At 69.7% G+C, this 26,127-nt stretch carries 21 protein-coding genes; 4 read left to right on the forward strand and 17 right to left on the reverse strand.

The window, feature by feature from the left end; translation table 11 throughout:
• Window positions 1–22: 22 nt before the first annotated feature.
• Complete coding sequence (locus GGR16_RS15585) at window positions 23–1,021, reverse strand: zinc-dependent alcohol dehydrogenase (RefSeq protein ID WP_183317151.1); 999 nt, start codon at window positions 1,019–1,021, stop codon at window positions 23–25.
• 131 nt (window positions 1,022–1,152) lie between these two features.
• On the opposite strand from GGR16_RS15585, the gene mdoH reads away from it, so the two are divergent.
• The 3 genes from mdoH to GGR16_RS15600 are packed head-to-tail and all read left to right on the forward strand — an operon-like array spanning window position 1,153 to window position 4,702.
• Window positions 1,153–2,907 carry a glucans biosynthesis glucosyltransferase MdoH gene (gene mdoH, locus GGR16_RS15590; protein ID WP_246373093.1) on the forward strand — a complete coding sequence of 585 codons (1,755 nt, stop codon included), beginning with the start codon at window positions 1,153–1,155 and terminating at the stop codon, window positions 2,905–2,907.
• On the forward strand, window positions 2,904–3,671 hold the full coding sequence (locus GGR16_RS15595) for an FkbM family methyltransferase (RefSeq protein ID WP_183317153.1): 768 nt from the start codon (window positions 2,904–2,906) through the stop codon (window positions 3,669–3,671). Before mdoH ends, GGR16_RS15595 begins: the two co-directional genes overlap by 4 nt.
• Window positions 3,672–3,706: 35 nt before the next feature.
• Window positions 3,707–4,702 carry a hypothetical protein gene (locus tag GGR16_RS15600; RefSeq protein ID WP_183317154.1) on the forward strand — a complete coding sequence of 332 codons (996 nt, stop codon included), beginning with the start codon at window positions 3,707–3,709 and terminating at the stop codon, window positions 4,700–4,702.
• Here the strand turns inward: GGR16_RS15600 and GGR16_RS15605 are convergent.
• The 3 genes from GGR16_RS15605 to GGR16_RS15615 all read right to left on the reverse strand — a co-directional run bounded on the left by GGR16_RS15605 (window position 4,696) and on the right by GGR16_RS15615 (window position 11,903).
• Window positions 4,696–9,003, reverse strand: coding sequence for a translocation/assembly module TamB domain-containing protein (locus GGR16_RS15605; protein ID WP_183317155.1), 4,308 nt, complete (start codon window positions 9,001–9,003; stop codon window positions 4,696–4,698). The genes GGR16_RS15600 and GGR16_RS15605 overlap by 7 nt on opposite strands.
• Window positions 9,003–10,982, reverse strand: coding sequence for an autotransporter assembly complex protein TamA (locus tag GGR16_RS15610; protein WP_183317156.1), 1,980 nt, complete (start codon window positions 10,980–10,982; stop codon window positions 9,003–9,005). The genes GGR16_RS15605 and GGR16_RS15610 overlap by 1 nt, the downstream gene beginning before the upstream one ends.
• 204 nt (window positions 10,983–11,186) lie before the next feature.
• The gene (locus tag GGR16_RS15615) at window positions 11,187–11,903 is read right to left on the reverse strand and encodes a ribonuclease activity regulator RraA (protein WP_183317157.1); all 717 of its coding nucleotides are present in this window, start codon (window positions 11,901–11,903) and stop codon (window positions 11,187–11,189) included.
• Between the two features lie 225 nt (window positions 11,904–12,128).
• Between GGR16_RS15615 and GGR16_RS15620 the strand changes: the two genes are divergently transcribed.
• Window positions 12,129–13,340 carry a urate hydroxylase PuuD gene (locus tag GGR16_RS15620; RefSeq protein ID WP_281380614.1) on the forward strand — a complete coding sequence of 404 codons (1,212 nt, stop codon included), beginning with the start codon at window positions 12,129–12,131 and terminating at the stop codon, window positions 13,338–13,340.
• Window positions 13,341–13,553: 213 nt separating this feature from the next.
• On the opposite strand, the gene GGR16_RS15625 is transcribed toward GGR16_RS15620, so the two are convergent.
• The 13 genes from GGR16_RS15625 to GGR16_RS15685 form a co-directional block, all read right to left on the reverse strand.
• A complete protein-coding gene (locus GGR16_RS15625; RefSeq protein ID WP_019403944.1) occupies window positions 13,554–14,603 on the reverse strand; it encodes an endonuclease/exonuclease/phosphatase family protein in 1,050 nt (349 codons plus the stop codon).
• Between the two features lie 253 nt (window positions 14,604–14,856).
• Window positions 14,857–15,780: a sugar phosphate isomerase/epimerase family protein gene (locus GGR16_RS15630; protein WP_246373095.1), complete on the reverse strand. Its 924-nt coding sequence runs from the start codon at window positions 15,778–15,780 to the stop codon at window positions 14,857–14,859.
• A 28-nt stretch (window positions 15,781–15,808) separates the two neighbouring features.
• A complete protein-coding gene (locus GGR16_RS15635; RefSeq protein WP_183317159.1) occupies window positions 15,809–16,921 on the reverse strand; it encodes a sn-glycerol-3-phosphate import ATP-binding protein UgpC in 1,113 nt (370 codons plus the stop codon).
• Window positions 16,922–16,935: 14 nt separating this feature from the next.
• Entirely contained in the window at window positions 16,936–17,856 is a 921-nt protein-coding gene (locus GGR16_RS15640) for an ABC transporter permease subunit (RefSeq protein WP_183317160.1), read from the reverse strand.
• 10 nt (window positions 17,857–17,866) lie between these two features.
• Complete coding sequence (locus tag GGR16_RS15645; RefSeq protein ID WP_183317161.1) at window positions 17,867–18,757, reverse strand: ABC transporter permease subunit; 891 nt, start codon at window positions 18,755–18,757, stop codon at window positions 17,867–17,869.
• A gap of 70 nt (window positions 18,758–18,827) precedes the next feature.
• The gene (locus GGR16_RS15650) at window positions 18,828–20,174 is read right to left on the reverse strand and encodes an extracellular solute-binding protein (RefSeq protein WP_183317162.1); all 1,347 of its coding nucleotides are present in this window, start codon (window positions 20,172–20,174) and stop codon (window positions 18,828–18,830) included.
• A 168-nt stretch (window positions 20,175–20,342) separates the two neighbouring features.
• The gene (locus GGR16_RS15655; RefSeq protein ID WP_343059800.1) at window positions 20,343–20,873 is read right to left on the reverse strand and encodes an L-2-amino-thiazoline-4-carboxylic acid hydrolase; all 531 of its coding nucleotides are present in this window, start codon (window positions 20,871–20,873) and stop codon (window positions 20,343–20,345) included.
• An 11-nt stretch (window positions 20,874–20,884) separates the two neighbouring features.
• Complete coding sequence (locus tag GGR16_RS15660; protein ID WP_183317163.1) at window positions 20,885–21,592, reverse strand: ABC transporter ATP-binding protein; 708 nt, start codon at window positions 21,590–21,592, stop codon at window positions 20,885–20,887.
• 4 nt (window positions 21,593–21,596) lie between these two features.
• The gene (locus GGR16_RS15665) at window positions 21,597–22,352 is read right to left on the reverse strand and encodes an ABC transporter ATP-binding protein (protein WP_183317164.1); all 756 of its coding nucleotides are present in this window, start codon (window positions 22,350–22,352) and stop codon (window positions 21,597–21,599) included.
• Window positions 22,349–23,362, reverse strand: a complete 1,014-nt coding sequence (locus GGR16_RS15670; RefSeq protein WP_183317165.1) for an ABC transporter permease subunit — start codon at window positions 23,360–23,362, stop codon at window positions 22,349–22,351. The genes GGR16_RS15665 and GGR16_RS15670 overlap by 4 nt, the downstream gene beginning before the upstream one ends.
• Entirely contained in the window at window positions 23,355–24,422 is a 1,068-nt protein-coding gene (locus GGR16_RS15675; protein WP_246373097.1) for a branched-chain amino acid ABC transporter permease, read from the reverse strand. The genes GGR16_RS15670 and GGR16_RS15675 overlap by 8 nt, the downstream gene beginning before the upstream one ends.
• Before the next feature lie 54 nt (window positions 24,423–24,476).
• A complete protein-coding gene (locus GGR16_RS15680; RefSeq protein WP_183317166.1) occupies window positions 24,477–25,595 on the reverse strand; it encodes an ABC transporter substrate-binding protein in 1,119 nt (372 codons plus the stop codon).
• Between the two features lie 32 nt (window positions 25,596–25,627).
• On the reverse strand, window positions 25,628–26,125 hold the full coding sequence (locus GGR16_RS15685) for an L-2-amino-thiazoline-4-carboxylic acid hydrolase (protein ID WP_019403932.1): 498 nt from the start codon (window positions 26,123–26,125) through the stop codon (window positions 25,628–25,630).
• Window positions 26,126–26,127 lie beyond the last annotated feature (2 nt).

Consider the following 26,127-nt stretch of genomic DNA (forward strand, 5'->3'; position numbering starts at 1 on the left):
CACCCTCCCTCGATCGGACTTGTCATTGATAGCGCACCGCGGTCATCAGCCCGCCCGCCTCCTCGTCGAGGATGGCGGGCAGCGCCTCCGGCAGATCGGCGAAGGCGACCTCGCCGGTGATCAGGTCGTCGAGCCGCGCGTCGGCGAGCAGGGAGAGCGCCTTCGCAAGGCGCCGCCCTGCCTCCCAGCGCGGACGGCGCGAGGCCGCGACCTGCCCGACCTGCGAGGACACGAGCCTGAGGCGCCGGGCGTGGAACTCGCCGCCGAGGTGAACCGGCACCGCCTCGTCCCCGTACCAGCTCAGTTCGACGAGCATGGCCTCGTCGCCGCACAGCGTCAGCGCCGTCGCGAGGCCGGCCGGCGTGCCGCTGGCATGGAAGACGACGTCCGCCTCCCCCGGGGCCTCACCCGGCAGGGCGAAACCGGCGCCGAAACGCCGCACCACCGCCGCGCGCGACGGGTCGGTATCGACGACGGTCACCTCCGCACCGGGCAGGCCGGCACACAGGAACGTGACCAGGAGGCCGACGACGCCGGCCCCCACCACCGCAATCCTGTCCCCCGGTCCCGCCCCGGCGTCCCAGACGGCGTTGAGCGCCGTCTCCATATTGGCGGCGAGCACGGCCCGGCGGGCGGGCACGGCTTCCGGCACCGCGGCGACGGCGGCGGCCGGCGCGGCGAACATCTGCTGATGCGGGTGCAGCGCGAAGACCGTGCGGCCGACGAGATTTGCCGGCCCGGCCTCCACCAGGCCGACGGCGCAATAGCCGTATTTCACCGGGAACGGAAAGGTCCCCTCCTGCATCGGCGCGCACATGCGCCGGCGATGGCTCCGGCGGCACAGGCCGTTGAAGACGAGGCGCTCCGTGCCGCGGCTGATGCCGCTGAACAGGGTGCGGACCATGACGTCTCCGGGCCCGGGCTCGATCGGCGCGACGGGACGCAGTTCGGTGCGGCGCGGCTCCACGTACCACAGTGCGAAAATGCCGGAACCCTCGCGGTTCCTTGCGTTAATGCCCATCGCACTTCTCTTCGTTTTGCTCTATATCGCCGCGGCGCGACAGCGGACGGTGCCAGATGACGGAACGGCTCGATCCTGTGACCCTGACTCTCATCGAGGGGTCACCCTCCTCATCTACGACACCGGGCGGAATGCAGTCCACCACCGCGCTGCGGCGGCGCCGGACCCTGATGGGCGTGCTGAACCTCGCCACCTGCGGCGCTCTCGCCGCGGCCATGGCATGGATCCTCTCCGCCGGCGGGTGGAGCCTTCTCGACGGCCTCCTCCTCGCCTGCTTTCTCCTCGTCATGCCCTGGACCGCGCTCGGCTTCTGGAATGCCGCCATCGGCCTGTGGCTGCTGCATGGCCGGCGCGGGGCGCTTGCGGAGGTCGCGCCCTTCGCCAGCGCCGGCACCTCGGGCGAGGCCGTCTTCCTGCGCACCGCCGTGCTGATGACGTTGCGCAACGAGGATCCGGCCCGCGCCTTCTCGCGCCTCTCGGCCGTCGCCGAGAGCATCGCCCGCACCGGGCACGGGCACCACTTCGCCTATTTCGTCCTGAGCGACACCTCCCGTCCCGAGATCGCCGCCGCCGAGGAGGAGGCCTTCGCGGCCTTCCGCGCCACGCTCGCGGATGGTGCCAGGGCCGTCTATCGCCGGCGTGAGGACAATGTCGGCTACAAGGCCGGCAACCTGCGCGATTTCTGCGCCCGCTGGGGCGGCGAGTACGAGCTGATGCTGCCGCTCGATGCCGACAGCCTGATGGCGGGCGAGACGATCGTCGCCATGGTGCGCATGATGCAGGCCTATCCCCGCCTCGGCATCCTGCAGAGCCTCGTCACGGGCATGCCGGCCGCGAGCGGCTTCGCGCGCATCTTCCAGTTCGGCATGCGCCACGGCATGCGGCCCTACACCATGGGAAGCGCCTGGTGGGCCGGCGATTGCGGGCCCTTCTGGGGCCACAATGCGCTCGTGCGCATCGCGCCCTTTCGCGACGACTGCCATCTCCCGCTGCTCCGCGGCCGCCCCCCGCTCGGCGGCTCCATCCTGTCGCACGACCAGGTCGAGGCCGCGCTCATGCGCCGCGCCGGCTACGAGGTGCGCGTCCTGCCGGTCGAGGGCGGCAGCTGGGAGGAGAACCCGCCCACGGTCATGGATTTCGTCCGCCGGGACCTGCGCTGGTGCCTCGGCAACATGCAATACGCCAGGCTTCTTGGCCTGCCGGGCCTCCAACCGATGAGCCGTTTCCAGCTCCTGTGGGCCATCCTGATGTTCTTCGGCCTGCCGGCCATGACGGCGATGATCGCGCTGTCGCCCTTCGCGGTGCGCGAGGCACAGGCGGCCGGCGCCTTCCCGACGGCCCTGGCGGCCGGCCTCTACAGCCTTTTCCTGTTCATCTGCCTCTTTCCCAAGCTCGCCGGCCTCGCCGACATCGCGCTGACGCGCGGCGGGCTCGCCCGCTACGGCGGCGGGGTGCGCTTCGGCCTCTCGGCCGCCATCGAGATCGTCTTCGCCTTCCTGCAGGGGGCGGTCTCCTCCTTCCGCACCAGCCTCTTCATGCTCGGCCTCCTCGCCGGGCGGGCACATGTGGGCTGGAACGGCCAGGAGCGGGATGCCCATGCCCTGTCCTGGGCGACGGCAGCGGCCGGGCTGTGGCCGCAGACCCTGTTCGGCCTTGCCGTCTGCGGCGCGCTGGCCTGGGCCTCGCCGGCCGCCCTCCTGTGGAGCCTGCCGCTCACGGCGGGCTACCTTCTCGCCATCCCCTTCGCCGTCGTCACGGCGCGGCCGGCGTTCGGCGCATTCCTCGCGCGGCATCGGCTCTGCGCCATCCCCGAGGAATTCGACGAGCCTGCCGAGATCGCGGCCCTCGCACGCCCGGCACCGCAGCCGGTGGCCGTCGCCGCATGAGCAGGCTCGGCGCCACCTTGACCGAATGGCGCGGGCTCGCCCGCTCCCTCGTCCTCTATCACGGCAACCGCGCCCGCCATCGCGCCATGGATGCGCTCCACCGCCGCTTCCTCGCCCCCGGGGACCTTGCCTTCGACATCGGCGCCCATGTCGGCGACCGGACTTCGTCCTTCCGCCGCATCGGCGCGCGTGTCGTCGCGGTCGAGCCGCAGCCGGGGCCGATGCGCCTCCTGCGTCTCGTCCATGGCCGCGACCGGGACGTGACCCTCGTCGAAGCCGCCGTCGGCGCGGCGGAGGGAACTGCCGAACTCCACGTCAACAGCGCCAATCCCACCGTCACCACGGCCTCCGGCGCGTTCCTCGCCGCCGCGCGCGATGCCGATGGCTGGCGCGAGCAGCGCTGGGACCGCACCCTGTCGGTGCCGATGACGAGCCTCGATGCGCTGATCGCCCGCCATGGCCTGCCGGCCTTCGTCAAGATCGACGTCGAGGGCTTCGAGGACGCGGTCCTTGCCGGGCTGTCGCAGCCGCTGCCGGCGCTGTCCTTCGAGTTCACCACCATCGCCCGCGACGTCGCCGGGCGCTGCCTCGACCGGCTCGCCGATCTCGGCCGCTACCGCTTCAACCTGTCGCTCGGTGAGGAGCAGCGCCTCGCCTTCGCCGAGCCGGTCGCTGCCGAGGCGATGCGGGACCATCTCGCCGCATTGCCCCATCGCGCCAATTCGGGCGATGTCTATGCGACGCTCGCTGCAACGAGGCCCTGAGCGGCAGGAAACCGCCTTTTTTCACAGGACAACGCATGTCGAGAACCATTCGGGGCCTGCTCGCCGCAGGCCTTCTTGCCGCCGCCATACCCTCCGCCGGCGCTGCCGAGCTTGCCGCCCGTGTCGACAACGGCAGCGAGCCCGTGCTGTGCGCCGAGAAGGACAACGTCAGCCTCACCTTCACCAATCCGGCCGTGAAGCACTTCCGCATCCAGGCGGTGCACCCCGTCTATCTCGGCATGCTCAACACGGACCGCTGGGCGGCCGACTGGACGAGCTGCGACATGGAGGGTGACCCCGTGCATGTGGCCGAGCCGCGCCGCGTCACCTTCTATGAAGCGCCCGACCTGTGGCTGGTCGGCTATACTTATCCCTCCTTCTGGCGGCCCAACGACGTGCCGGTGCGCGTCGGCGACCGTGTCGAGCACGGGCTGCACCTCCTCCAGGTCTGGGTGCGCTACAAGGAGCGCGCCGAGGAAGTGCTCGTGCTCTACCCGCCGGACGGCTACTGGCGGGCCCGCCCCATACCACCCGGCGACATGCGCTGGACGGCCTACGGCAGTTCCTTCCTCGTCGGCCCCGTCAAGGACGAGGGGCGCCCGATCGTGGCGCTGAAGGACATCGCCTTCGATCCCGCGACGCGGACCTTCACGCTCGCCTTCGCCGACGGCGGCGAGGGCAAGGTCCGGCTCGCCGCCCTCGACGAGGAGCACGTCGCGCTCGACGTCTCCTTCTCCGGCGACCTGCCGCAGGGCAGGCCCTTCGCGGCGCTGCGCTCGATGTATGTGATGGAGGCCAATTCCGACACGGCACGCGTCGCCTGGCGCGCGCCCGGCGCCAAGGGCTGGGGCGAATCCCCGGTCATGACCTTCCCGGGCGGCGAGGCGACGGAGCTGTGGACCGGACGCGTCGTGCCCTCGCGTCACAATACCAGTGCACCGGACATGATCTTCGGGCGTTTTTCGGACGTCCCGCCGAAGCCGGACAAGCGCGACACCGTCCCGAAGGAAGCGGCGCCCCTGCCTCAGTAGTCCCATTCCATGCCGATGCCGACGGCGCTCGAGCCGTCGGCGCCCGCCTCGCCCTGCAGCTTGATGCGGTCGGTGATGTCGATGTCGACGGTCACGCGGCTCGAACCCGGCGTCGCGCCCTGCTTGACGCCGAGATAGATGTTGTCGTCGATGCGCTTGCCGATGCCGACGGCCACGTTGCCCCTGGCGTCGGTGTCGATGTCGACCGCATCGACGCCGAGCGAGCGGCTGAGGTCGTCGAGCACCCGGTTGCCGCCGGCGAACTGCGCCACCGCCTGCGCCAGCTGCAGCGCCTGGCCGGCCGTCAGGTTGCCTGAGGGCTTGCCGAAGAGAAGCCGCGCCAGCACCTCGTCCTGCGGCAGCTCGGGCGAGGAGGAGAAGCGCACATCCGGACGCGAGGCGATGCCATCGACAGCGACGCGCGCCGTCACGTCGCCTGCCGGCGCCTCGGCCACGAAGTCGACCTGTGGATCGAGCGTGCCGGGGAAGGTGACGTTGCCGCGCGTGAAGGTGAGGCGCCGGCCGAGAACCTGGAAGGTGCCGCGGCGCATGGTGAAGCCGCCGTCGACGATCGGGTTCGACGACGTGCCGCGGATCGTGAGCGTGCCGCCGAGCTCGGCATTGATGCCCTGGCCGCGCACCAGCACGCGCCCCGACGAGGCGTCCACCGTGATGTCGAGTGCGGCGTCGAAGGCCCCGCCCGCGGCGCGCGCCCGCCGCTCCCGCTCGGCCCTGGCGCGCTCGGCGACGCGCGGCGGCGCATTCTTGTGCCGCACCTCGATCGGCGTCACCGACGGCGGCAGGCGGTCCGGCACGAAGATCTGCAGGTTCTCGACCGTCACGCGGCCCGAAACCCGCGGGGTCGTGGCCATGGGGCCGGAGACCGCGAGGTCGAGTCCGACGACGGCATTGGTCGTATCGTTGGAGATGAGCTGGGCATTCGTCGCCCGCAGGGTGATGTTGCCCGGAAAGCCTGCGGCCGGATCGAGCGCGATGCGCCCGCTGCCGGTGATCGCGCCGCCGTTGCGCGCCCGCGCCGTGAGGCTCTGGATGACGAGCTCGCGCTCGGAGCCGGTGATCGTCGCATTGATGTCGGCGAGGAGGACGCCGTTGACGACGTCCTCGAAACGGCCGCCGACGAGGCGCACCGTGCCCTGCGCCCGCGGCGCGGCCATGGTACCGGTGAGGCGCAGGTCCGCCGTGGCCGAGCCGGCATAGCGCTGGCCGTCGCCGGCTGCGAGCCGGTTGGCGATGGCAAGGTCGATGCGGCCGGCGACGGTGAGGTCGAGGTTGCCGTCTGGGGTCGTCGGCAGTGAGCCGGTGATGCGGATCGGCGCCTCCGATATGCCGCGCACCGAGGCGTCGATCCCCGCCCGGCCGTCCGCCAGCGTCCCGCTCGCCTCGATGGCGAGCGGCGTCAGGCCGGCGTCGCGGATCTGCGGCATGGTGAAGCCGCTGACCGACAGCCGGTAACGCCCGTCGGGCCGGGTCGCGGTGCCGGAGATCTGCGCCTCGCCCGACAGCTGGCCGGCAAGGCCCAGGCCCGGCTCGGCGAGTTCGGCGACGGTGAGCGGCAGGTTGCGGGCCGTGACGGCAAGATCGAGACGCTCGCCGGCCGAGCCGGAGACCGCGAACGAGCCGCCGTTGGCATTGACCGTGAAATCGCGGATCGTGACCGCCCCGCCGCGCAGGGTGAACGCCGCCCCGCGGGCGACGGTGACGCGCTGGGCGCCGCGCGAGGCACTGGCGCTGTCCAGCGTCACGACCGTCTCGTCCGGGCGCATGGCGACCTGCGCGGTGGCGGCGACATCGACCCCGCGCACGACGCCGTTAAGGACGAGGCGCGTCGCCTCGCGCGTCCCTTCCGCCGAGATCTCCGCCCGCGGCATGTCCACGCCCGCAACCGCGAGCCTCTCGAGCGCGACCTTGCCGTCGGCCGCGAGTTGGCCGAGCAGGTCGCGCACACGCACGTCGACATCGGCCACGGCAAGCGATGCGCCGAAGCCCGCGAAATCGGACACGCGCCCCTTGGCGGCGAGGTTCTGACGGCCGGCCTCTGCGGACAGGGTCAGGTCGAGGTCGACCGCGCCGGCCATCTCGATGAGCAGCAGCGGCGCGACATCGCCGAGGTCGCCGGCCCGGAGCGTCAGCCGCCCGCTCGCCAGCGAAGCCGGCGAGATGTCGAACGCGCCCTGCGCGCGGACGGAGCCGAGGCCGATGTCGAGATCCGATACCGCCACCGCCCCCGCCGCATCCCGCGCGAAGCGGCCGCTGCCGGTCGCCGGCTTGCCGTCGACGCTGCCCGACAGCGTGAGCTGGCCTGTGGCGGCACCCGTGACATCCTGGGCCTCGATGTCAGCCGTCAGCCGCTCGATCGGCCGGCCGAGGGCGCTCGCCTCGTCGATGGTCAGGCGCAGGCGCGCATCGAGCGCATCGAGCGAGCCGGTCAGCGTCGCATCCACATTGCCGCGTCCGGTAACGCGCGCATCGAGCTGCGAGAGGTCCGGCAGGTCGAGCTTGGCCGTGACATTGGCCCGGTCCGCCGTCGCCGAGCCGTCGGCGATGAGGCCGACATGGGCGCCCGAGACGGAGAAGCGCTCGAAGCCGAAGCTGCCGTCCGCATTGCGGCGGAAACCGCCGGACAGCCGGACATTGCGGCCGAGAAGGCCGTCGGCCTGCGCGACACCCGTCGCGAGGTCGCGCGCCATGCCGTTGAGCGTCACCGCGAGCCGCGTCAGGTCGAAGCTCGCGGAGACATCCCCGGTGAGCGCCACGACGCCGGCGAGCGGCTGGTCCGTGAAGGCGCGCAGCGCCGCAAGGTCCGCCCGCTCCACATTGACCTTGCCGTCCACCGCATCGCTCGTGACGGTGCCGGAGAAGGTCGCGGCCAGCGGCGCCAGATCGAGCCGAAGGGCGGCGATATCGGCGCCGCCCAGTGTGGCGGTGCCGTTCGCGGTCAGGCGCGCCTCATCGCCGATGACTCCGGCCAGCTCGGGCGCCTGCGGCGCGAGCCCCGAGAGATCGGCCGTGGCGTCGAAGGCAAAGCGCGTGTCCGGCTGCAACGGCGGTCCCAGCGCCTCGGCCTTGAGACCGATGACGGCGCGGCCGATGGCGTTCTCCGCAATCGACAGGGCGTTGCCGGTGGCGGACAGGTCGAGCCTGGGCCGCGACAGCGGGCCGTCCACCGTCGCCGTCACCTCCAGCCCCTGCCAGGACAGCGCGACCGGCGCGAGCGCCGCATAGGGCATGGCCGACGGCAGGGAGAGGACGAGGCGGCCGCTCACGGCATCGCGGGCCTCGTCGAGGGCACCGGAGCCCGTCACGCGGCCGCCGGCGCCTTCGGCGAAGATCTCGCCGATCTCGATGCGCCCGTCGTCGAACCGTTTTCCCCGTGCCCGCAGCGTGGCCTCGCCGGTGGCGAGGGGCGCATAGCGGTCCGGCAGCAAGGCGGCGATGTCGGCCGTGCCGTCGAGGGCGAGCACACGGCCGTCGTCGTCGCGCGTGATGGTCGCGGTGGCCCGTGCTTCGGCGCTCGCGCCGAGCGTCAGCACGAGGTCCCCGCGCCAGTCGTCGAGCGGGCCGTCGCCGCGCACGGTGAAGTCGAGCGGCGGCAGGTCCGGCAGGTTCGCAAGGCGCGAGACGATGCCGCCGGCGGGCTCCGCCGCCCTGAGGTCGACGACGAGCTGCTGGGTGTCGGGCACGAAGCGCAGAGTGCCGTCGACGGTGGCGGCGACCCCGTCTGTTCGCCGGACGGCGATCTCGCCGGACAGCCCGTCGGCCGGATCGACGAGCCGCGCGTTGCCGCTGACGGCGAGTTGCACCGGCTCCCCGACGAGCGCCTCGCCGAGGGCGATCTCATCGACGGCGAGCTGCTCGACGATGACGCCGACCGGCAGCCGCGGCAGGCCGGCGCTTTCGGCCGCCGGCTCGGTGCCGGGAACGGGCGGGCGGGTCACGGCGAGACGCCCGGCCTCCACCGCCGTCACTTCGACCACCCCCGAGAGCAGCGACAGCGGCCGCCAGGCGAGACGCGCGCGGTCGAGCGTCAGCCACACCCCGTCGCGATCGGCGACGGAGACGTCGCTCACCGTCATGTCGAAGGGCACCGGGCCGTCGAGCCGGCCGATGGAAAGGCGCATGTCGGGGCTGCTTGCCAGGGCCTCGACGAGCCGCACCAGCTGCGCGCGGCCGGCATCGGTGCGCGTCAGGAGCACGGCAGCCACGACGACGAGGGCGACCGCCCCGACGACGGTGAGGAGGATGGCGCGGGCGACGCGGCCCGCCTTGCTCGAGCGGCGCATCAGAATGCCTGCCCCAGGCTGATGTAGAGGCCGAAGGGCGGATCGCCCCTCTCCCTGTTGAGACCACGGGCGATATCGAGCCTCAGCGGCCCGATGGCGGTATAGTAGCGCAGGCCGATGCCCGCCGAATAGCGCATGGGTTCGTCGAAATCGGGATAGCTCGAGCGATAGGCCATGCCCGCATCGACGAAGGGCACGATGCCGATCGTGTCCGTCACCTTCATGCGCAGCTCAGCGGAAGCCTCAAGCACGCTGCGCCCGCCGATGGGCTGGCCGAAGACGTTCTTCGGCCCGAGGCTCTGGTAATCGTAGCCGCGCACGGACCCGCCGCCGCCGGCATAGAACCGGCGCGGCGGCGGGATGTCGCGGAGATCGGCCCCGATGAGGCTGCCGAACCCCACACGTCCTGCAAGCACGAAGCGCTCCGCGGCGTCGATCGCCCAGTAGCCGGAGAGGCTCGCCTTGACCATGGTCATATCCACCGTCGAACCAAGGAGGCTCGAGAACGGTTCCACCGTGACCGAGGCTCGGATGCCGCGCTTGGGATCGAGCTTGTCGTTGGTGCTGTCGTAGTCGACCTGCACCGGCACGCCGACGAGCGTATACCAGCGCCCGGTGTCGAAATCGGTGTCGTAGCCGCGCAGGTATTTGGCGCGCTCGATGTCGAGGCCGATCTGGCCCGACCACTCCCGCGTGAAACGCCGCTTGAGGGCGATAGCGCCGACGAAGCCCTGGCGCGAATAGCTCTCCGTCACCTCGCGCAGGTATGCCGCCTGCACGACGAGGTCGTCCTTCGCCGTGATGATGCCCGGCTTGGTGAAGGTGGCGCCGAAGCGGTAGCCGACCTTGTCCTGCCACTCGGCCTTCTTGCCGGTCACGCCGATCGTGTTGATGTCGGTGCCCGACACCTGGGCGTCGAGGCGCAGCCGCTCGGCTCCGCCGAAGAGGTTGCGGTGCCCCCAATAGGCGTTGATGCCCGGCCCCTCGGTCGTCGAATATTTCGCGCCGAAGCCGATGAAGCGCCGCGCCCGCTCCTGCACCTCGATGGTGATGGGCAGGGTGCCGTCGGGATCGAGCGCATCGCCCTCGCGGATGCGCACCGAGCTGAAGACGTCGTATTCGCCGAGATCGCGCCTCAGATCGGCCAGAGGCTCGGGCGAGAAGAGGTCGCCGGTCTTGAACGGCACCCGCTCCTCGACGAAGGAGGGATCGAGCCGCTCGGTGCCCTGGACCGTCACCCGGCCGAAACGCGCCTTGCGCCCGGGCGCGACGAAGAAGGTCACGTCCATCGTGCGGGTCGCGTGGTCGACCACCGCCTCCCGCCGCGGCACGGCGGCGAAGGCGTAGCCTTCTTCGCGTAGGGCCGCGACGATGGCCCGCTCGCCGGCGAGCACGGCCGCGCTCTGGGCCGGCTCTCCCGGCACGAGCTTGGCCGCGGCCCAGCCGGCGGGCGGCGCGAGGGGCCGCCCCGTCGCTTCATCGACGACGGCAAGGCGCGAGAAGGTGAAGCGCGGCCCGAAGGTGATCGTGACGCGCACCGGCACCGAGCCGCGGGTGCGGATGGCATCGATGCGCTGCGGGGCCTGCGGCGAGGATACGTCGACGCCCGCCACGGTGATGTCGACGCGCGGCTGGTAATAGCCGAAGGCCGACAGCGCGCCGAGGAACTGCTGCTTGTCGCCCTCGGCGCGCCTTTGCAGGCCGACGCCACCCGAGGGCGGGTCGTTCTTCAGCTTCTCGAGGTTGGACAGTTCCTTCAGCCGGTCGCCGAGATCCTCGGTGTCTCCGCGGAAATCGAAGGTGACGTCGTAGGTGACCGGGTCGGGAACGGGAAAGGCCGGCCCCTCCTCCTTCTCCTCGGCACCGAAGAGGCGCGCGAAGAAGCCGGGCCGTTCGCCGGCCTGCGCCTCGACCACCATGAGGACGAGCGCCAGCGCGGTGCCGGCGGCGAGCCAACCACACCACGGCGGGCGGCCCATGCCGCCCCTCTCTTCCTGTGGCAACCGGATACGCAATACGTTTCAGCCGCTTCCGCGGCCTCCTTCGCCTCCCTGAGTCCCGCTATACCCGCCGGATTGCGCCGTTATCGAGGCACACAGGCCGGCTGCATGGCAGCACGCGCATATTCCCAGGCATTCTGCACGATATCGTGCAGAATTTGCTAACGATGCTGGGCGTTGAGCTCAGCCCTCGCCGCCATTCGCCGCCAGAAAGGCCTCGTAGCGGGCCTTGTTGGCCTCGTTCGGCGGGTAGAGGCCCGGCAGCGCGGCGCCGCCCTCGACCTCCCGCATGATCCAGCCTTCCAGCTTCTCCTGCGCCACGGCGGCCTTGACCACGTCGCCGAGCAGCGCGCGGGGAATGAGCACGGCCCCGTCGTCATCCGCCACCACGACATCGTCGGGGAAGACGGCGACGCCGCCGCAGGCGACCGGCTCCTGCCAGCCGACGAAGGTGAGGCCCGCGACCGAAGGCGGCGCGGCCGCACCCTGGCACCACACCTGAAGGCCCGTGCCGAGCACCCCGGCCAGGTCGCGCACGACGCCGTCCGTGACGAGGGCGGCGACGCCCCGCTTCTGCATGCGCGCGCACAGGATGTCGCCGAAGATGCCGGCACCGGTGACGCCCATGGCATCGACGACGGCCACCGCGCCCTCCGGCATCGCCTCGATGGCGGCGCGGGTGGAGGTGGGGGAGGACCAGGATTCCGGCGTCGCGAGATCCTCCCGCGCCGGCACGAAGCGCAGCGTGAAGGCCGGGCCGACGACGCGCTTCTGCCCCGGCACGAGCGGGCGCGTGCCGCGCATCCACACATTGCGCAGCCCCTTCTTGAGGAGAACGGTGGTCAGCGTGGCGGTGGAGACTTCGGCGAGGGCGGCGGCAACGGCGGGGTCGAGGCTCATGGCGGTCCTGTGCAGCTTCGCGAGGCCCGGCGTGCGGCGGGCGGGAGCGCGAGTCATAGGCCGGGCACGAGCCCCTAGGCAACCACCGCAGCTCCGCACCGGATGCAGGGCGATCCACGCACGCCCGGCATCCGAGGCAACGGAACCGCGCTTGCCGAGCTGGCACGCCCCATGCAGGCTGATGCCGCCCCGCCGGACGGGCGGGCGATTCACCGGGAGCTGGGCATGGGGGCAATCGTCTGGGAATGGCTCAATTTCGGCGTGCGCTGGCTGCACGTCATCGCCGGCATCGCCTGGATTGGCTCGTCATTCTATTTCGTGCACCTCGACCTCAGCCTCAAGCCGCGTGAGGGCCTGCCGAAGGAAGCCTATGGTGAGGCCTGGCAGGTGCACGGCGGCGGCTTCTACAGCATGGTGAAATATCTCGTCGCGCCGCAATCGATGCCGGACGAGCTGACCTGGTTCAAATGGGAGGCCTATACCACCTGGCTCTCCGGCGCGGCGCTGATGGTGCTCGTCTATTACATGGGCGCCGAGCTCTATCTCATCGATGCCGACGTCCTGCCCCTGCCCGCCTGGGCGGCAATCGCCCTCTCCGTGGGCGGCCTCGCGCTCGGCTGGCTCATCTATGACGGCCTGTGCCGCTCGCCGCTCGGCCGCAACGACACCCATCTCGCCCTCGCCGGCTTCGTCTTCCTCGTCGCGCTCGCCTACGGCTTCGGCCTCGTCTTCTCCGGGCGCGGCGCCTTCATGCAGATGGGCGCGCTCATCGGCACGATGATGGTGGCGAACGTCTTCCTCGTCATCATCCCCAACCAGCGCAAGGTGGTGGCGGCGCTGATCGCCGGCGAGACGCCGGACCCCACCCTCGGCGCCAAGGGCAAGCAGCGCTCGCTGCACAACAACTACCTGACGCTGCCGGTCGTCTTCGTCATGATCGGCAACCACTATCCGCTCGCCTTCGCGACGCAATATGCCTGGGCCATCCTCGCCTCAGTCATCGTCATGGGCGCGCTCATCCGCCATTTCTTCAACACCATGCACAAGACGGGCGAGATGAAGACGTGGCCGTGGTTCGCCTCCGCCCTGCTCCTCCTCCTCGTCATGTTCCTGAGCGCGCTCGGGCCGAAGGGCCCCGTGCGCGGCACCATGGACGCCGCCGCGCCGGCCGGCCCGGTCACCTTCGCCCGCGTGGAGGAGATCGTCACCAGCCGCTGCAGCATGTGCCACGCGATGGAGCCGGTGTGGGACGGCGTCGTCGTGCCGCCGAAGAACGTGCTCCTCGAAACGGGTGACGAGATCCGCCTGCGCGCCCACGACATCGCCATGCAGGCCGCCTTCACCGGCGCCATGCCGCCCGGCAACGTCACGCAGATGACACCCGAAGAACGGGCCGTGCTGGCGCACTGGTTCGAAGGTGGTGCGGCGGGGCAGTAAACCGGCGGCGATCACCGAACGGCTGTCTCGCAAGCGCACGCCAGTCCCCCTCCCCCCGCCTGCGGCGGGGAGGGGTTAGGGGTGGGGGGCGCCGCCGCCCACCGGACGGCGACCGAACATGATCGCCGATGCTCCCGGTTCCAATCCCATCTGACGGGCGGGACCGCCCCCGCCCCAGCCCTCCCCGCCACGTCGTGGGGGGAGGAAGTACCTTCAGCCCTGCCGCGGGCGGACGTCGGCCACGACGAGGTCGTGGTCGGAGATGGCGCTGCCGGCCGCATCGACCGCCGGCACCGTTGCCGGATCGGCCACGGCGACGCCGCGGCAGAACAGCCAGTCGAGCCGGGTGAACGGCGCCTCGGGCGTGCCGTCCGGCCGCGTGCGCAGGCTGACGTGGCGCGTATTGCAGGCCTGCCAGGCGAAACCGGCGGCGCGCATCTCGGCAAAGAGCGGCTCGGCCTCCTCGACGGCATCGAGCGGCAGTTCCGCGCCGGCCGGGCCGACGGGCAGCGCGTTGGTGTTGAGGTCCCCGCCGATGACGACCGGCCCCCCCGGCGCCAGGTCCTCCACCGCGGCGAGCAGGCGCCGCGCCTGGGCTGCGCGGTCCGCGGCGTCGCTGTTGCTTTCGAGGTGGACGGAGACGGCGAGCAGCTCGCCAGCCGCCGCCGCGACACGGGCGGCAACCGCCATGCGCCCGCCGAGCCGCCGCTGCCCGACCTCTGCCCCTGCGAACCACCGCCCGCCGTCGTCGAGGCGGATCACCGCCGCGTCGCGGAACGGCAGCCGCGACAGGATAGCATTGCCGTGCAGGCCGACCGCATTGGTCTGCCCCGCGTGCCAGACGCGCTCGCGCGTGTCGCCGAGCCCGAGCTCGACGAATTCCGTGCCGAAGGCGTAGCCCATGCCGAGCGCATCGGCGAGGAGCCGCACGGTGTGGACATTGCCCGATCGCGCCATGCCGATGTCCATCTCCGACAGGAGGACGACATCGGCATCGACCTGCCGGAGCAGCACGACGGACGCCTCGTGGTACTTGCAGCGCTCCGCATTCCACGCCGCGACGCGCAGGGTCGTGGCGGCGCCCGTGACCGCCGCCAGGGGCCGCATCTCGATGGCGTTGAGCGCCGGCAGGTCAGCCGCGATGCGGTCATGCTCCGCTTTGACGGCCGGCACGCGCCGCGCCTCGTCCAGGATGCCGTAGCCCGGCCCGCGCAGCTCGGCGGTGGTCGCGGTGACGAGGCGCTCCAGGGTGGTGATGGTCATGATGGGATCACTTTCGGCGAGCTATTACCGGGAGGCGCGGAACACCGGCTGATGCCGGCTCTGGCGCGTCCTTATCGTCCGAGCGCATGTGTCGCACGGTATTTCCGCAAAGCAGACGCCGTGGCAAGCGAACCGCCCGTCATGGCCGGGCTCGTCCCGGCCATCCACATTTTGCCGCCTCGCACATGCCTCGAGGCGTGGATGCCCGCGACGAGCGCGGGCATGACGGCAGGTGGTACCGCCCGTCACCACTTCACGCGGCGACGGCGGCCTTCTCGTCGGCGAGGGCGGCAAGGCCGCGGGCGCGGGCGAGGCAGGCCGGCAGCTCAGGGTTGAAGCGCTCGGTGATCTCCATGATCATGGTCGTGCCGGCCGGGAAGGTGAGTTCCGCAAAGATCTCCTCCCACGGGATGTCGCCCCAGCCGAGCGGCATGTGCAGGTCGCCGATGCCGAGCGCCATCGCCTCGCTCGGGTGGAAGAAGCGCGTCATCGTATAGGGGCGGCCGAAGGAATCGTGCACGTGCAGGTGGCCGGCCACCGGCGCCATGGCGCGGATCTCCGCCCGCCAGTCGAGGCCGCGGCGCTTCGATTCGATATAGGCGTGGCTGAAATCGATGAGGGCGCAGAGGTTCGGATGGCCGATGGCGGCCACCGTCGCGGCAACCTCGGACGGCGTCTGGCGGTATTCGTCGTCGCCCATCGCGAAGATGTTCTCGAGCGCGATGCGCACGCCATAGCCGCGGGCGACCTCGGCCATCTCGGCGAGCGCCTCGCGCTCCATGGCGTCGATCAGGCCCATCTCGCCGCGCGTCTTCATGGGCGCCATGCCGGAGTGATGCACGAGGACGCTCGCCCCGACACGGTCGCACAGCTCCAGCATCGCCCGCATCGCCGCCTTCTGGTACGGCAGGTTCACCGCATCCATGAAGTTCGAGCAGACGAGGCCGTGCACCGTGTAGCCGAGCTTGTAGCGCTTGGTGATCTCGACGAGCTTGCCGATCCGCTCGGGCAGCACGCGCCCGCCGGAGACGAGGTCCTCGCTGTAGAGCGACAGTTCGGCGATGTCGGCGCCGAGGTCCGCATGGCGGGCGAGCGCCCGCTCCAGCACGGAGAGGTCGCCGGTGCCGTTGCCCGTGCAGAAGCCGACGCCGGCGATGATGTTGCTTGCTTGCGACATGATGCGTTCCATCCTCCTCGGGAATTAGTCAGGCAGCGGCGACCGCCGCGCGGCTCGTCTCGACGCTCTCGGCAAGGCCGAGGCGCAGCCCCGTCTCGCCGTCGAAGAAATGCAGGCTCTGGGGCAGGAGCTTGAGGCCGACGCGCTCGCCCGGGGCGAGGTCCGTCTCCTCCGACAAGGCCACGGCGAAGGGCAGGCCGTCGATGTCGGCGTAGACGACCCGGCCGGCGCCGAGCTCCTCCACGAAATCGACCGTCGCCGGCAGGGCGCCGGGGCTGTCGGCGGCGACGAGCTCCACCTGCTCCGGCCGCACGCCGAGCGCCACCGGCCGGCCGGCATGGGCGCGGGCGAGCGGCAATTCAACGGCGATGCGCCGGCCGTCGAAGTTGAAGCCGTCAGGGGTCATGGCGCCGTCGATGAAATTCATGGCCGGGGCGCCGATGAAGGCGCCGACGAAGCGCGTGCGCGGCCGGTGGTAGACCTCGGCCGGGCTGCCCACCTGCTCGACGCGACCGCCGTTCATGACGACGAGGGTATCGGCCAGCGTCATCGCCTCCACCTGGTCATGCGTGACGAAGACCGAGGTCGCCGCGAGGCGCTTGTGCAGGCGGCGAATCTCGGCACGCATCTGCACCCTGAGCTTGGCGTCGAGGTTCGACAAGGGCTCGTCGAACAGGAACACCTTGGGCTCGCGCACGATGGCGCGGCCCATGGCGACGCGCTGGCGCTGGCCGCCCGAGAGCTCGCCCGGCCGGCGGCTGAGGTAGTCCTCGAGGCCGACGACGCGTGCCACCTCGGCGACGCGCCGCTCGCGCTCCGCCTTCGGCACGCCGGCGACCTTGAGCGCGTAGCCGATGTTGCCAGCGACGCTCATGTGCGGATAGAGCGCGTAGTTCTGGAACACCATGGCGCAGCCGCGCTCGCGCGGCTCCAGCCGGTTGACGACCTTGTCGCCGATGCGGATCTCGCCCGCCGTGATCTCCTCGAGCCCGGCGATCATGCGCAGCAGGGTCGACTTGCCGCAGCCGGACGGGCCGAGGATGACGACGAAGGCGCCGTCCGCGAATTCGAGATCGACCCCGTGCAGCACCTGCGTCTTGCCGTAGGCCTTGCGCACGTTGCGGATGGAAATGCTGGACATGTCCTTGAGCTCCGTCACTTCTCGGTGGCGATGAGGCCGCGCACGAACCAGCGCTGCATCAGCGCCACGACCACGACCGGCGGCAGCATGACGATGAGCGCCGCCGCCATGGCAACGTTCCAGTCCGGTAGGCCGCCATAGGGGTTGGGCACCATCTGCTTGAGCTCGATGATGGCGGTGCCGTAGGTGCCCCGGTCCGTGGTGACGAGCAGCGGCCACAGGTACTGGTTCCAGGCGTAGACGAACATGATGGTGGCGAGCGCCAGCATGTTGGTGCGCGACAGCGGCATCAGGATCTCGACGAAGAAGCGGAAGGCCCCTGCCCCGTCCATCTTCGCAGCTTCGGCGAGTTCGTCCGGCACCGTCATGAAGAACTGCCGGTAAAGGAAGGTGCCGGTGGCGGTGGCGACCAGCGGCAGGATGAGCCCGACATAGGAGTTGAGCAGGTTCCACTGCAAAGACACTTCGACGCCGGACAGGACCGCGATGAGCGCGCTGATGCCGGTGACGTCGAGGATCGCCTGCAGCGGCGCGAGCGCGTTGGCCGCGACCGCATAGGTCGGCACGATGCGTACCTCGAGCGGCAGCATCAGCGTGACGAAGATGACCCAGAAGAAGATCATCCTGAGGCGGTAGTTGAAATAGACGATGGAGAAGGCGCTGAGCGCCGCGATCATCACCTTGCCCAGGGTGACGCCGGCCGCGAGGATGAAGCTGTTGGCGAGCTTGGTGCCGAAGTCTCCCCGCTGCCAGGCCGCGCCGAGATTGGTAAGAAGCTCGTCGCCGAGGGCGAAGCTGAAGGGGATGCGGTTGACCGCCTCGACGGTCTGCGTCGCCGCCGTGAAGGCCATCCACACCGGCAGCAGCACGACGAGGAGCCCGCCGATCATGATGGCGTAGGTGACGGCATTGAAGATGGGGGTGCGCTCGATCATCTCGCCCGCCTCACTTGTAGTGCACGCGCCGCTCCACCCAGCGAAACTGGATGAAGGTGAGCACCATGACGAGCAGCATGAGGATGATGCTCTGGGCCGCGGCGCCGGAATAGTCGAGGCCTTTGAAGCCGTCGGAATAGATCTTGTAGACGAGGAGGTTGGTGGCGTTGGCCGGCCCGCCCTCGGTGAGGATGTCGACGATGCCGAAGCTGTCCGGCCCGACGAAGCTCTCGGTGAGGTTGATGACGAGCAGGAAGAAGAAGGTCGGCGTCAGCAGCGGCAGCTGGATGTCGAGCATGCGCCTGAGCGGCCCGGCGCCGTCCATGGCGCTCGCCTCCATCAGCGCCCGCGGGATCGACTGCAGTGCCGCCAGCAGGAAGATGAAGTTGTAGCCGATCCACTTCCACGCGAAGCACAGGACGACGAGCGCCATCGCCTGGGCGCCATTGATCGACGGGTTCCACAGGCCCGGCCACCACTGGTTGACGAAGGCGACGAGCCCCGTCTCGGGCGCGAAGATGAAGCGGAAGGCGAGGCTCACGGCCGGCGCCGCGACCGCATAGGGCCAGACGTAGAAGGAGCGGAAGCCCCTGGAGCCGCGCAGCTGCCGGTCGACGAAGAGGGCGAGGACGAGCGCCTGGGCGAGCGCCAGCGCCGTCGCCGCGAAGGCGAAGACGCAGCTCGCCACGACCGACGACCAGTATTTGCCGTCCTTGAGCACAGCGGTGAAGTTCTCGAGGCCGACCCACTGGTTGCCGCCGCCCCAGGGCATCTCCAGCGTGAAGGCCCAGTAGAGCGCGGCGCCCGTCGGCCAGTAGAAGAAGACGAAGACGAGCAGCAGCTGCGGCAGGATGAGCAGGTAGGCGAGGCTGCCGGCCCTGAAGACGGCGCGCTTTTCCATCGGGTTCGCTCCGGAGGCTCGACGCGGGGAACCGCGGCGCCGCATGGGCGCCGCGGCCGTTCGGCTGGCCTCAGAGGAGGCTCTTGCCCGCGTAGGTCTTCTCGAAGCGGCGCAGCACGGCGTTGGAGCGCTCGGCAGCCTCGTTCAGCGCCTCCTCGACGCCGACCTTGCCGGCGAAGATGCCCTGCAGCGCGTCCGTCACCTCCTTGCGGATCTGCATGAAGCCGCCAAGGCGGATGCCGCGGGTGATCGGCGTCGTCGGCGTGAAGGTCAGGCTCTCGATGGCGAGCTCGCGGCCCTTGTAGGGCGCCTTGTCATAGAAGCCCTTGGCCTTCATGGCTTCGAAGCCGGAGTTGGTGACCGGGATGTAGCCGGTGACCGTCGACCACCACTCGGCCGATTCCGGCGTGCCGATGAACTTGAGGAAAGCCGCGGCGCCCTTGTATTCCGGCTCCGACTTGCCGGCGAGGACCCACAGCGAGGCGCCGCCGACGAGCGAGTTCTTGCGCTCGGTGCCGTTCCACACCGGCAGCATGGCGACGTCCCACTTCATGTCCGCGGCGGCCGTCTTGCCGATGGTGCCGTGGTCGGCGATCGAGGTCTGGATCATCTGGCAGGCGCCGGAGGCGAAGGACGGGACGATGTCCATGCCCGCCTCCTTCGTGCGCACGGTGAAGACGCCCTCGTCCGCCATGCGCTTGAAGAACTTCACGTGGTCGACGAACTTCGTCTTGTTGAACACGACCTCGGCGTCGAGCCCGTCATAGCCGTTGTTCTTGGTGGCGATCGGCTCGCCGTGGATGGCCGAGAACTGCTCCAGGATCTGCCAGGTGTCGAAGTTGAAGCCGAGCGGGCACTCGTAGCCGGCCTTCTTCAGTTCGCGCGCCACCTCTTCCACCTCTTCCCAGGTGGCGGGGGCCTTGTCGCGGCCGATCTTGGCGAAGGCATCCCTGTTCCAGTAGAGCATCGCCGTCGACGAATTGTAGGGGAAGGACAGGAGCTCGCCCTTCGCCGTCGCGTAGTAATTGGCGATGCCGGAGAAGTAGTCGTCCCACTTCACCTCGTAGCCGTTGTCCGCCATCAGCTTGCGCGCCGGCACATAGGCGCCGGAGAGCATGAGGTCGAGCGTGCCGCCGTCATAGACCTGCACGATGGTGGGCTGCTTGCCGGCGCGATAGGCGGCGATGGCGTTCTGCACCGCGTTGGGATAGCCGCCCTGGCCGACGCAGACGGCCTCGAACTCCTGCTGCGAATCGTTGAAACGCTTGCAGGTTTCCTGCACGCGCTCGCCGAGGTCGCCCGTGAGGCCATACCAGAACTCGAACCTGGCGCGCTCGGCGGCGGCCGGCGAAACGGCGAAGGCGGCGACGAGCGCACCCGCGGCCGCAGACATCTGCAGCTTGCTGACGAAGGACATTCCGCAACTCCCTGATGCTGGCGGGCCAGGCGGCCGGCCCTCATGCGGGGAGGTTGCTACGCCCTGTGTCTGACAGTTTTATTTCATATCCACAGCGCTTAACTCAGCCGGCAAAGCGCACGACTGTCATTATTCTGTCAGGTGGCGCGGCGAAAAGGCCCACATCTCTCAGCTTTCGGCCTTTTCGTATGTATAGCGAAAATCGCAGTGGCTCGCGCCCTGCATGATGGTCTGGGAGCGGGCGAGCTTGAGCTTGTCGTCATAGCCCTCGCAGAAGGTGCCGTCCCGCTGGCACGACAGCAGGTGGCCGATCTCGCCGAGGCCCATCTGCCGGTACATCTCGGCATAGCGGCAGCGGGTGACGTTGAAGGCGAAGGTCGTCTCGGTCTTCTCGATCACGTCGATCTCGAGGGCGTTCTCCATGGTCCACAGCGGCTGCAGCGCGGCGAAGCCCTCGATGGAGGTCTCGCCGTTCTGCATGGCGGCGAATCGCGCGCCCTGCTCGATGGAGGAGCGGCGCACCGCATCCGCCACCGCCTTCTGCGCCATCGCGACGCCGTGGCTCTCCTTCAGCGTCTCGTAGACGTGCTTGAGGATCTCGGCCTCGATGCGCCGGCGCTCGATCATCGGCATCAGCGGGGGTGCCGCGGTATCCGTGACTGCCGTGTGCTTGGCTGTCGTATCCTTGGCTGAAGCCATCATCCTCTCCTCTACCCGGCGACGTGGCCGCCGAGATAGGCCTCGACGATGCGCGGGTCGCTGGCGAGCTCGGCCGCCGGCCCGGCAAGGACGACGCACCCGCCCTCCATCACCGCGGCCCTGTCGGCGACCCTGAGCGCCCCGCGCGCATTCTGCTCGACGATCAGGATCGACACGCCCTGCTGGCGGATCTGCGCGACGAGATCGAAGATAAGCTTGACGAGCTTGGGCGCAAGGCCGAGCGACGGCTCGTCCAAGAGCAGCACCCTGGGGCTGCGCATCAGCGCGCGGGCGATGCACAGCATCTGCTGCTCGCCGCCCGAGAGCGAGCCTGCCGCCTGCCCCATGCGCTCGCCGAGGATGGGGAAGAGCGGCAGCACCTCGTCGAGGCGGGCAAGGCCCTGCGGGCCACCGCCGAGGACGAGGTTCTCGCGCACGCTCATGGTGGCGAAGATCTGCCGCCCCTCGGGCGCCTGGCAGAGGCCGCGCGCCACGATGGTGTGCGAGGGCGCGTTGGTGATGTCCTCGCCGGCGAGCGTGATCGTCCCACTCCTGACGCGGTAGATGCCCGAGAGCGCGCGCATCAGCGTCGTCTTGCCGACGCCGTTGGCGCCGAGCATGGCGACGATCTCGCCTTCGCCGAGGTCGATGTCGATGCCGTGCAGGATCTCCTGCACGCCCATCGAGACGTGGAGGTCGCGGACTTCGAGAAGCGCCATGGCCCTATTCCTCCACGCCGAGATAGGCTTCGAGCACGGCCGGGTCCTTGCGTACCACTTCGGGCGCGGCATCGGCGATCTTGCGGCCGGTGGCGAGCACCACCACCCGCTCGCAGATGCCCATGACGAGGCCCATGTCGTGCTCGACGAGGAGCACGGTCATGCCCTCGCCGTGCAGGCGCTTGATGAAGGCCGCGAGTTCGCGCGTCTCGGTGTCGTTGAGACCGGCCGCCGGCTCGTCGAGGATGATGAGCTCCGGCTCCATGGCGAGCGCGCGGGCGATCTCGAGATATTTGCGCCGGCCATAGGAGATGTTGGCCGCGAGCTCTCCGGCGAGACCTTGCAGGCCCACCTGCTCAAGCGCCGCCCAGGCGCGCCGCGAGATGGCCTCGCTCCGCCCCTTGCCGCCGAACACCGCCCCCGCCGCATTGACGCCGAGCATCCCCGCCGCCCCGACCGAGACATTGTCGAAGACGCTCATGTTCGGGAAGATGCGCAGGTTCTGGAACGTGCGGCCGATGCCGAGCCGGGCGATGCGGAAGGGCTTCTGGCCGTCGATGCGCCGGCCCTTGAAATGCACCTCGCCCGCCGACAGCGGCGTGAAGCCCGAGATGAGGTTGAAAAGCGTCGTCTTGCCGGCGCCGTTCGGGCCGATGACGCCGACGAGCTCGCCCTTGGCGACGGTGGTCGAGACGCTGTCGACCGCGGTGAGGCCGCCGAAGCGGCGCGTCGCGCCGTTGATGGTGAGAAGCGTCGTCATCGCCAGCCCACCTCCGAGCCTGCCTTCGTGCCTTCACCGCGCCATGCGCCGCCGAGCTGCCGGCGCACGAGGTCGAGCGCCGAGACCTCGCCGATGATGCCCTTGGGCATCAGCAGGATGGAGAAGAACAGCACGCCGCCGACGATGATGTTGCGGAAGTCGCCGACCGGCCTGAGCACCTCCGGCAGGAGGATGAGGACGAGCGCCCCGATGACCGCCCCCGGCAGGCTGCCGAGCCCGCCGACCACCACCATCGCCAGGATGAGGATGGATTGCGGGAAGGAGAAATCCGCCGGCGAGATGTAGCCGGCCGTGTGCGCCCACAGCGCCCCGGCGATGCCGGCGAAGAAGCCGGAAACGGCAAAGCTCTCGATCTTCAGCCGCACGGTGTCGAGCCCCATCGCATCCGCGCACTGGTCGTCCTCGCGCAGCGAGCGCAGCGCGTTGCCGTAGTAGGAATGCGACAGGCGGTGGATCACCCACAGCGAGGCGAGCGTGACGACGGCCACGACGAAATAGGCGGAGGCCGGCCGCGACAGGTCGTAGCCGAAGAGCGTGAGGCCGCTGGTGATGAGGATGCCGTTCGGTCCCTTCGTCACCGGCACCCAGTTGAGCATGACGAGATAGAGCATCTGCCCGATGCCGAGCGTCGCCACGGCGAAATAGATCGAGACCAGCCGCATGGTCGGCAACGCCACGAGGACGGCGACGAAGGCGGCGCCGAGCCCCGCGAGCGGCAGGGTCCAGCCGAAGGAGAGGCCGGCATCCGTCGCGAGCAGCGCCGCCGTATAGGCGCCGACGCCGTAGAAGGCGGCATGGCCGAGCTGCAGGAGCCCTGCGACGCCGGTGACGAGGTGCATGGAGGCGGCGAGCAGCACGAAGATCAGCGCGAGATTGGCCACCTGGTAGAGATAGCTGCGGTCGAAGGCGCCGAGCACCGCTGGCACGACCCCGAGGACGAGGACGAGCACGGCCGCGACGACGAGAAGGGGGCGCAGACGGTCAGACACGGTCGCGAGCTCCGCCAAAGATGCCGCGCGGGAAGAAGATGAGCGTCACGATGAGGAAGCCATAGGCCACCATGTCGGCCCAGACGGAGGGCACGAAGATGGTCGCGATGCTCTCGCTGAAGCCGAGGATGAGCGCGCAGATGACGGCGCCGGGGATGGACGAGAGCCCGCCCATGACCATGGCGACAAAGGCCTTGATGCCGGGGATGAAGCCCATGCTCGGAAAGATGGCGCCGTAGTAGAGCCCGACGAGGATGCCGGCCGCCGCCCCCATCATGGAGCCCACGGCAAAGGTCCAGATGATGGTGCGGTCCGTGTTGATGCCGACATATTTGGCGCCGAGCGGATTGCTCGACACGGCGCGGATCGACAGCCCGACATTGGTGCGCTTGAGGACATATTGCAGCCCGCCCAGCATCAGCGCCGCCACGACCAGGATGATGACGTCGCCCGAGACGATGGTGACGGGGCCGAGGCTGATCGGGCTGTTGAGCAGCCGGTCGAGCGGCACGGTCTGGAACTGCGAGCCAAAGCCGATCTCGACCGCTTCGCGCACGACGATGGACACGGCGAGCGACGACATCAGCGTCGCCTCGCGCATGGCGCGCGACTTGAGCGAGGCCTCGTCGCTGAAGCGCCGGAACGGCTTGAAGGCTATGCGCTCCAGCCCGACGCCCGCGAGCGCGCCCACCGCCACCACGACGAGGAGCACGACGATGAGCGGCGGCGCGAAGGCCGAGATGACCACGAGCCCGGCGAAGGCGCCGACCGTGTAGACCTCGCCATGGGCGAAGTTGACGACGTTGAGCACGCCGAAGATCAGCGTGAAGCCGATGGCCATCAGGGCATAGACCATGCCAAGGGACAGGCCGATGGCGAGCTGCTGCAGGTAATAATCCATCGGGACCGGGAGGTTGGGGCCGAAGAGGCCGCGGGACTCATGCCAATGGTTTTCGAGACCGACGCTCTCCAGCGTCATGGCCGGGTTGGTCCCGGCCATCCACGCCTTTGACGCCGCCTGGCCGCGCGAGGCGTGGATGCCCGCGACAAGCGCGGGCATGACGGCCGTGGAACCGGGCCGCCGGCATCATGCACCAGCGCCCCGCATCGCAGTTCAGTTGGAGACGGCGACGAACTGGCCACCCTTGACGACGGCCTTGGTCAGCTTCTTGGCCGGCTCGCGGTCGGCATCGAAGGTGGTATCGCCGGTCACGCCGGGGAAGTCCTTGGTTGCGGCGAGCGCATCGCGCACCTTCTCGCGCGTCGGCTCCGGCCAGGCCTTCTCGAGCGCGGCGAGCATGATGTTGACGGCGTCATAGGCCTGGGCAGGGAACTGGCCGGGCTCCGCCTGGCCGGTCTTCTCCTTCCAGGCCGCGACGAACTCCTGCACCTGCGGCGCCGGGTTCGACGGCAGGAAGGTCGCCGTCAGATGCATGCCCTCCGCATCGGCGCCGGCAAGCTCGATGAGCTTCTGGTTATAGGCGGCCGACGTGGAATAGACCGGGATGGTGAGGCCGAGCTGCTTCATCTGCTTGAGGAACTGCGCCCCGTCCTCGTAAAAGAAGCCGGTGTAGATCGCGTCCGGCTTCTCGCGCGCGATCTTGGTGATGATCGGGCGGAAGTCGGCGAGGCCGCGGTTGAAGAACTCGCTGAACACCACCTCGCCGCCCTTTGTCTTCACCTCGTCGGCGAAATTGGAGACGACGGTCTGGCCCCAGTCGGTCTGCTCGGCGATGACGGCGATCTTCTTGAAGCCCTGATCCGCCATCCAGTCGGCGTTATAGGGGCCTTCCTGCGCCTGGGTGGTGATGTTGCGGAACTGCCATTCCGAGATCTTGGCATAGTCCGGATGCGAGGCCGTCTGCGACAGCTGCGGCATGCCGGCGCTCTTGTAGACCTGGGCCGAGGCCATCGACACGCCGGAGGTGAAGTCGCCGAGCACGCCGACGATCTGCTTGTCGTCGACGAACTTGCGCGCGATGGCGATGCCTTCCTTGGCGTCCGAGCGCGAGTCCTCGAAGACGATCTCCACCTTGAACGGCTTGCCGGAGGCGTTGAACTTGGCGAGCGCGATCTCGGCCGCGTTCTTGAAGTCCTGGCCGTACTGGGCCGTATTGCCCGTGAGCGGGAGCTGGTAGCCGATCTTGACGACCGGCTGCTGCGCGAGCGCCGCCCCGCCCGAGGCGACGAGCGCGGCGAGCCCCGCGCCGATCAAAAGGTCACGTCTGTTCATCTCAGTCACTCTCCCCGATTGTCTTCGGCGTCTCAGGCCGCCTTGCCCGGCAGCACCCTGAGGCGGCAGCAGCCGCTCTCGCCCGGCTTCCATGTCTCGCCGGCGAAGGTGAAGCCGGCGGCGGTGAACAGGCCCGTGTCGATGGCGCCCGCCATGCGGCACAGCTTGTGCACGTCCTCGTCGGAGCGGCCCATCTCCTGCCAGGCTTCCTTCAGCGGGCAGCGGTGGAAGTAGATCTCCAGCTCCTCCCCGTCGCAGCGGCGCACCTCGGGCGAGAACATGCGCTCGCCCTCGATGATGCCGCCGAGGAAGGCGTCCTTCAGCCCGTTGAGGTCGCCCGGGCCGTAGTCCTTGAAATTGCGCCCCATGTCCTCGCCCATGCGGCGGGTCGCCTTCATGCCGAGCTCGAGCGCCTTTTCCTCGCCCAGCTCCTCGCGCAGCGTGTCGAACATGTAGGCATAGGCCGCCGCGCGCATGGCGAAGGCCCGGCGCAGAAGGTTGATGGTGTTGTCGTCGGCTTTGTCCGCCATGT

This window comes from Chelatococcus caeni, from assembly GCF_014196925.1.
GTDB classification, from domain to species: Bacteria; Pseudomonadota; Alphaproteobacteria; order Rhizobiales; family Beijerinckiaceae; genus Chelatococcus_A; species Chelatococcus_A caeni.